The sequence below is a fragment of the Rodentibacter trehalosifermentans genome (assembly GCF_002000545.1).
GTDB classification, from domain to species: Bacteria; Pseudomonadota; Gammaproteobacteria; order Enterobacterales; family Pasteurellaceae; genus Rodentibacter; species Rodentibacter trehalosifermentans.
Genome location: NZ_MLHL01000090.1, coordinates 1 through 7,162, shown reverse-complemented (window position 1 = coordinate 7,162; position 7,162 = coordinate 1). Strand labels below are relative to the sequence as shown.

Genomic DNA, 7,162 nt, shown 5'->3' with positions numbered 1-7,162 from the left:
ATCTACTTCAGCCCCTAAAAGAATATCTTGCAGAAGAAATAGCTTTACATAAAAATAAGAAAACTATTTGTATTTTGGCTAACACTCAGAATGATAAGATTAAAGTGTGGAAGTATTCTATTGAAGATGATAGTTTTCTTGAAGATGAAAAAACTATTGATTCAATGGAACATTATGTTTCGTTATTTTCAGAAAATAAGCAAAATGACAGAGAATTAGTTCTTAGGAATACTTATGAATTAAATGAGTTATTGCACAAAAAAGATATTGATGAAAAACTTAGAAGTCAATTTGTAGGAACAGCTTTACTTTACATTAAAGATATTGTGAAGAGAAAAAACATTACTTTATCTGATAAAGAATCAGTTAGTTTATTAAAAGCATACTGGGAGGATTTATCAGAAAAATTAATTTGTGCAGGAGTGGAAGAGACTCTTGAAGGATTGTTGAATGGTTCAGAAAATAAAACAAAGAAAATAGAGTTAATTCAAAATAACATTCTTAAAAATCAGAAAGTAAAAAGATTAAAAATATCTGACTGGGTTGAGATTTTACTAAAAATAACTAATGGTATTTATGCTTATATTGATACGCAAAGTGCTGAAGGTCAAGATATTTTAAATCTATTCTTTATTGCTTTTAATAAATATACAGGTAAAGCTGATAAAAATCAGGCATTTACTCCAGATCATATTACAGAATTTATGTGCCGAATTACTGATATGGATAGAACAAAAAGAGTTTTTGATGGCACATGTGGCTCTGGCTCATTCCTTGTTCAGGCATTAGTTAAACAACTTGCCGATTGTAATACTATGAACACAACATCGGAACAAAAAATGTCCTGGTCCGAAACTGTAAAACGAGAGCATATATGGGGAATAGAAATCGAAGAAAATGCCTATGGTCTGGCTACCACTAACATGTTAATACATGGTGATGGTAATAGTAATATTAAAGAAGGTGATTTATTCAATAACAAAAAATTTATAAAATCCGCTAATCCAGATATTATTTTAATGAATCCTCCGTATAACGCCAAACCTATGAACATTCCATTTTCATCTGTTTATCTTATCAATTCAGAATTAGATGAGGATACGATAGAAGGTACATGGCAAAAAAAGCTCTCAAAGGAAAGGAGGATCCAACAAAAGGCTTTGTATTTGTTCAATTTGTATCTAATTGTATAAATGAAATAAATGTTGAATTATTAGAAAAAGGAAAATCAAAGAAGAATGTAAAACTTGCTGTATTATTACCTGTTGCGGCAGCTATTGGTACAAGTTCAATTCTTACTGAAGCTAAACATAAAATTCTTGAAGATAATACTCTTGAAGCTGTTTTTACTCTCCCAAATGAAATTTTCTATCCTGGAGCATCAGCTTCTGCCTGTTGTATGATATTTACTCTTGGAAAACCACATGTAAACTCTGATGGAACAAAATCTAAAACGTTCTTTGGATTTTATAAAAATGATGGTTTCAAGAAGAAAAAAAACTTGGGGCGTATTGAACAATTTGATGAAAATAATAATAGCTTATGGAAACAAATTGAAGAAAAGTGGATTTCAATGTATCGAAATAAAACTATTGTTGATGGTTTATCAGCAATGGCAGAAGTTGATGGAAATGATGAGTGGTTATGTGAAGCATATATGAAAACAGATTATACAACTCTCACAAAAGACGATTTTCAATTGACATTAAATAATTATCTTTCATACAAAGTTAAAACAGGACAAGTTTATGAATCTTAATGTAGAAAACTGGAAACCGTTTAAAATTGGTAATTTATTTTCATTATTTCAAAATGGAAAAGCTAATCAAGGGTTACTTCAAGATGGCTTAGATTGTTTTTATGTAGGAGCAAAGAAAGATGATAATGGAGTAATGTTTACATGTAAACGAGATGAAGAACTTATACAGAAGGGAAATTGTATAATATTTATTTGCAATGGTGAAGGTTCCGTTGGATTTTCTAACTACATGGATGTGGATTTTATAGGTACAACAGATATTGTTGCAGCTTACAATAGTATTTTAAATGAAAATATAGGTACTTTTTTGGCAACAGTTTTTAGTAAAGAGCGACCAAAATATTCATTTTGAAGAAAATGGAAGAAGTATTTAAAAGAAACGGAAGTTTTATTACCTACAAAGTATAATTCTGATGGTACATTGTTAATGGATAGAAATCTTGAATATTCTAAATATGGTTATATACCAGATTGGGATTTTATGGATAATTATATAAAATCTTTATCATATAAACCTTTAACAACCAAAAACAATAGTAGAGAAATTAAGGATCTTAATATACAACTTTGGAAAGAGTTTAGAGTAGGAAAGTTGTTTAAATGTGAAACAACAAAAATGTTAATTAAAGATGAGCTAGAGGATGGCAGTATTCCATTTATCTCTCGTTCAGCAGAAAATAATGGATGTATAGGATATGTCGATGCGGATCCAGAATATATAAATAAGCAATGTTGCTTAACTATTGGTGCAGAAGGAATATATAGTTTTTATCAGGACGTGGATTTTGTAGCAGGTAACAAAGTATATACATTAAAAAATGAAAACCTTAATGTCTTTAATGCAATCTTCATTAGTACAATTCTAAATAGAGATGCTTACAAATTCTCTTATGGAAGAGCTAGAATTTTAAGCAAACTAAAGCAGGAAATAATAAAGCTTCCAATTATAATGAATAAAGATAATCTGCCATTTATAGATATCAAAAGAAGGTATTCTGATGATGGATTTCTACCTGACTGGAAGTTTATGGAAAATTATGTGAAATCTTTACCTTATGGAGATAGATTATAAAAAAATAGCGAGCTTAAGCTCGCTATTTTTATACTTGAAAACTGAGCAGATAAAAGTATTGGTAAAAAGTGTTTTTACACTACTCAAAAATATTTTATATGCTGAAAACTGCTATATTACATTTTATCCACAATATATTTGGAATGTTTTAATTACAAATAAAAACCTTATAAAACCATAAGCAAAACAACCAGTTAAAGATAAAAATAAAACTCTATATAAATGTCTCTGTTTTCTAAGTAATTTATTTATTCTAACTTTATCTTCTTCCCATTGCCCTTTTAATTTTCCTGGAATTTTGCCTTTACCCTCAAATCGTTCAACATCTTGTCTAATGTGATCGAGAACTAATTTTTGGTTAGATAACCCATAACCACATATTATACAATAGAGCATAAGAGCAAGATAAATCAACCAGTTATCTGCTGATTTCAGAGCTGAAGGCACAGCTGTTAAAAATGGTAGTCCTAGGAACTGAGGAAGCACTTTGCTAATCGTATCGTTGATTTTTGTAACAAATTTTTCAGTATTCTCTTCTAACTTTTTAACAAATTTTTCATAGCTAAAGTTTTCAAGGTATAAGGCATATTGAGCTTGTACCGATTCACTAATACGAGCAATCTGTTGAATTACATCTGAAAAGTTGGCATCAGAAGGCAAAGAATCTGATAGCACAAAAGCTAGTATTGATTTTTTCTCATCAGTATGGCTGCTCGTCTCTTCATCATTAAGCCACTCCTGAAAATCAATAATTAATTTACGTTGTTCATCGTCCAAATCTCTGATGAGTTGAATAAATTCGTTTAGTTTAATAGTTACATCAATGGATAATTCAAAGGTCTTTTTGCTAAAGAATATAAGTTTCTTGTTTACCACATCTGTATAAGAGTCCATTGCGATCAATTGTCGCAAGAAATCTCTGACTACTTGATAAGACTTTAAAATAGGGACATTCTCATCGAATGAAGCAAGATTTTCGGATTTTATAAAGTAAGGAGCGTTGGATAATGCATCGTTATTGAATTGAGTTATATCACCTTTTATAAAATCATCTAGCTTATTGAAGAAACGCCCAAATTGGGGTTTAGGCGTTCCAAAAATGAGATTAACTTTTGCCCCAAGCTCAAGCGTATTTTCAGATTCCAACACTGTATTTTCATAATTGTCATCGGATAATAGCTGATTGAGTATATCTAATTGCTGTTCCGTTTGAATACAAAAAAGACGCTTCTCCGAACCAATTAACGGTTCAGATTCACGATAAATTTGTATAAGATCGGAAAAAGTAACGCTCATTATTCAAATGCTTCTAATAATTCTAAAGTTGGATTGTTAACGATAATTTTACCATTATCTGTAGAAATTTGCCCTTCTGAAATTGCTGTTCGATCAAAAGATAAACGCCAATTCTTTGTTTTCCCAACAAAAGTAATCAATCGTTTAAGTGCGGTCTTATCTGGAGTAAAACCATCTTGTACACCTGTCTCCACGTTACTTAGTTTTTCTTGTAATAACTGAGGATCGCTCGGATAAACTCGATTAGTAAACTCCTCAGTATTAAATGATCCGCCATTATTGCTAATATCTGTTAAATAAGATTTCACGTCATTAAAGAATGCTGTTTTTTGCTCTAACTCATAACCTTGTTCACGAGTAAATTCTTCAAGCAAGACTACCAATTTTTTAGTTTCTTCTCTTGCAACAAGAGCATCGTTACAAGATAAAAATTCTTTAAAGTAAACAGATACATCACCTTGTCCTTTAAGAAAGCTAATATAACGAGTTTCATTTGCTTGCCAAGCAGTTAAATCAATACATCCAGCGTATTTGAGATGCTCAATATCCAGCATTTCGTTTTCTAACATTTCCCAGTTTTGAGCAGAGAAACCAACACGGTCAGCTAAAATGGCAATTAATAGGTAATTGCTGTCTTGGTTTTCATAATGTGCGATAAATACTTTTCCACCTGTTGCAAAAGGTTGGCTTTGAATCTTTACTAGAAGAGTATTCATCATTCTTACTGTTAAGCGTTGAAAGTCATCATCTCCCAAATAATCTATTAAGAATCTAGGCATTGGGAAATTGTCTTCATCACTATCAAATGAACCAAACCCTTTACCTGCCCGAACTCTATATGCTTTTGTTAATGTTTCTAAGAAATTATGATGAGCTTCACTTGGGGTAAGTGGACTCGGGTTAAGCTCTAACTCAGCTTCACCGCTTTGTTCTTTATGTAAGATATGGTAGGTAATATGTCTTATTATCATAATAATTGCTTATCTTGCTATGAAAAAATTGAAGTTTCATAACATTATAAGCTAAATTGAAAACATATTAACTAAATAGTTAATTTAAAATACAAGAATGTTTATTCAATGAAAGAAAAATAAAAGATAAAAAGTGGGTAGTAAAATAAGATATACCGCAAAAGAGGTTGTTTTACTTGACGAATCCATCATTTAGGATTACATTCAAATCTCGTTCTTTGGGGAAAAATTCCCACCAAGAATGAGTACAATTTGCCAACGAATCAATTATTTTGTCTTTAGCTTTCCTTCAAATGGGGAAGATAGATAAACCGCAAAAATTGGGCATCTTGCACATTATGGGCGAATGCTGCAATGAGTTTATCTAGGCGTTTAGCTCACAAATTTTCTTGTGACAGTACGGTATTTGAGGCATAAACGCTTTGACTTGAATTTTCAAGTTGGAACATCTCTAGTAGGAGTTTAGAGCGTCTCGAATACCTTACCCTATCTGCTATCTCCTTTTTAATGCCTTAGAAATAATAGAATTAACAGTTGAACTCTGTATTTCAGATTTATTCATATTTGTAGATTTTTCAGCATAACGGTTCAGTATTTCTTCTGCATTCATTTGTTGGTAAATAGCATTTTCGACTGCAATACGAGATTCTGAATCTAACTCAAAATTAGGATCAAAATTTAAGTCTAAATCCTGCTCATCTTCAGACGGTATTGATGTTCTTCTTGAATGTAATACACGCTTTAATGCTTGAGCGGGTGTTTCTTCTTCCATTTTAATAGAAGATCTCGCTGTATGTAATTTTTCTGCAATTTCATTAAGCTCAAGTGAAATAGTATCTACATCCATAATTTTATTTAAAAGTGGATCGGCTTTTATATCTTCGCTATACGCACTGACTAATTTATCAGGATCTTGCGAAAAAGTCCTTAAACGCTCTAATATCGGAAGTGATAACATATCGCCATAGTTCTTTGCGATGAAATGTAAATCAAATAAATCACGCCCTTTTGTTCGAGTATTTTCACCATCAAAGGCGGCATTTAATTTATTGTCAGTAATACGCTCAATGGAAGCAACACGAATACCATTTTGGACTGAAATTTGTTCCGTTGGCGGTGGGTTACGATAAGAAATCTCTATTTTTAGCGAATCTTTATGTCCTGTATCCCGAACGTGGTAATTCACCATATAACGACTGACGGTATCGGTATCCTTTTTTACATTCACCTCATCAATTACAATGCCGTGCGGTGCAGAGCTTTTGATTTTATTAACAAGATTAAGTTTCTTATCAGAGTCGAAATCTAAATCTTCGGAGAAACGATTTAATCCATAACCTAAATAAAGGGCTGTGCCGCCTTTTAAGACAAGGGGCGTTTCGACAAGATTATGTAGAATGGCACTCATTAAGCGTTCATGCTGTTTATCTCGTTCGGTTAAGATTACATTATTGGATTCTTTTTCTTCCATAATTGTAAATTCTCCTTTTCAACATCCGTTAAGTGGGGTTCTAACGCATCAATTAAAGCATAGACAGAAAGTTTATCTTCCTCGCTAGGAAACCAATCATCAAGCATTACCCGTCCAAGTGAACCGGTTTTCAGCACGGCATAATAGAGATAATCCACACAGGCACGCGGGTGGTCGGCTATCCAAACCGGTGTATTCTGAGGATAATATCCCATCTCATTCAATCGTTGCGTACCGTCAATAATACCTTGTTGCCCTAATAAATGATGGGTATTTTTAGACTGATTTTCGCCATAGAGATAGAACTCAAGGGGATACGCATTTTCACTTAACGCAGCCGCACTATGCCAGTCCCCCGTATTTTCAGGACTGATAATGTTTAAGGCAACAATACTACTGACATAGTGATTAGGATTAGTGGGTGGAATATAAAGCATTTTTATCATCTCATTTTTCTTCCATTGACGTAATTATAGCGGATTAATCATCTAAAAACACCGATTAAAAAACCAGCAATCAGTTTCTAAAGGATCTAAAAGATCCTTTTATGGGATTTTTTTAACTCTTTGATATTCTTTAAGGGGCTGACGTAG

At 32.2% G+C, this 7,162-nt stretch carries 8 protein-coding genes; 4 read left to right on the top strand and 4 right to left on the bottom strand.

Annotated features, from left to right (window positions below; genetic code table 11):
* The 4 genes from BKK52_RS12335 to BKK52_RS12325 all read left to right on the top strand — a co-directional run.
* On the top strand, positions 1-1,193 hold a 1,193-nt coding region (locus BKK52_RS12335), incomplete at its 5' end, for an HsdM family class I SAM-dependent methyltransferase (RefSeq protein ID WP_208606168.1).
* Positions 1,115-1,759: an N-6 DNA methylase gene (locus BKK52_RS13785; RefSeq protein WP_208606167.1), complete on the top strand. Its 645-nt coding sequence runs from the start codon at positions 1,115-1,117 to the stop codon at positions 1,757-1,759. The genes BKK52_RS12335 and BKK52_RS13785, both read left to right, overlap by 79 nt.
* Positions 1,749-2,111, top strand: coding sequence for a restriction endonuclease subunit S (locus BKK52_RS12330; protein ID WP_077478819.1), 363 nt, complete (start codon positions 1,749-1,751; stop codon positions 2,109-2,111). Before BKK52_RS13785 ends, BKK52_RS12330 begins: the two co-directional genes overlap by 11 nt.
* Positions 2,112-2,186: 75 nt before the next feature.
* The gene (locus BKK52_RS12325) at positions 2,187-2,831 is read left to right on the top strand and encodes a restriction endonuclease subunit S (protein ID WP_077478818.1); all 645 of its coding nucleotides are present in this window, start codon (positions 2,187-2,189) and stop codon (positions 2,829-2,831) included.
* A 123-nt stretch (positions 2,832-2,954) separates the two neighbouring features.
* Here the strand turns inward: BKK52_RS12325 and BKK52_RS12320 are convergent, their stop codons facing one another.
* The 4 genes from BKK52_RS12320 to BKK52_RS12305 all read right to left on the bottom strand — a co-directional run bounded on the left by BKK52_RS12320 (position 2,955) and on the right by BKK52_RS12305 (position 7,006).
* On the bottom strand, positions 2,955-4,127 hold the full coding sequence (locus BKK52_RS12320; protein ID WP_077478817.1) for a hypothetical protein: 1,173 nt from the start codon (positions 4,125-4,127) through the stop codon (positions 2,955-2,957).
* A complete protein-coding gene (locus BKK52_RS12315) occupies positions 4,127-5,098 on the bottom strand; it encodes a nucleoid-associated protein (protein ID WP_077478816.1) in 972 nt (323 codons plus the stop codon). Before BKK52_RS12315 ends, BKK52_RS12320 begins: the two co-directional genes overlap by 1 nt.
* Before the next feature lie 493 nt (positions 5,099-5,591).
* The gene (locus tag BKK52_RS12310) at positions 5,592-6,569 is read right to left on the bottom strand and encodes a nucleotidyl transferase AbiEii/AbiGii toxin family protein (protein ID WP_077478815.1); all 978 of its coding nucleotides are present in this window, start codon (positions 6,567-6,569) and stop codon (positions 5,592-5,594) included.
* Positions 6,542-7,006, bottom strand: coding sequence for a hypothetical protein (locus BKK52_RS12305; protein WP_077436287.1), 465 nt, complete (start codon positions 7,004-7,006; stop codon positions 6,542-6,544). The genes BKK52_RS12310 and BKK52_RS12305 overlap by 28 nt, the downstream gene beginning before the upstream one ends.
* Between the last annotated feature and the right edge of the window lie 156 nt (positions 7,007-7,162).

Coding starts and splice junctions, on each gene's coding strand:
- BKK52_RS12315 (WP_077478816.1), bottom strand. CDS start 5,098: ATGATAATAAGACATATTACCTACCATATCTTACATAAAGAACAAAGC.
- BKK52_RS12325 (WP_077478818.1), top strand. CDS start 2,187: ATGGATAGAAATCTTGAATATTCTAAATATGGTTATATACCAGATTGG.
- BKK52_RS12330 (WP_077478819.1), top strand. CDS start 1,749: ATGAATCTTAATGTAGAAAACTGGAAACCGTTTAAAATTGGTAATTTA.
- BKK52_RS12305 (WP_077436287.1), bottom strand. CDS start 7,006: ATGCTTTATATTCCACCCACTAATCCTAATCACTATGTCAGTAGTATT.
- BKK52_RS13785 (WP_208606167.1), top strand. CDS start 1,115: ATGGCAAAAAAAGCTCTCAAAGGAAAGGAGGATCCAACAAAAGGCTTT.
- BKK52_RS12320 (WP_077478817.1), bottom strand. CDS start 4,127: ATGAGCGTTACTTTTTCCGATCTTATACAAATTTATCGTGAATCTGAA.
- BKK52_RS12310 (WP_077478815.1), bottom strand. CDS start 6,569: ATGGAAGAAAAAGAATCCAATAATGTAATCTTAACCGAACGAGATAAA.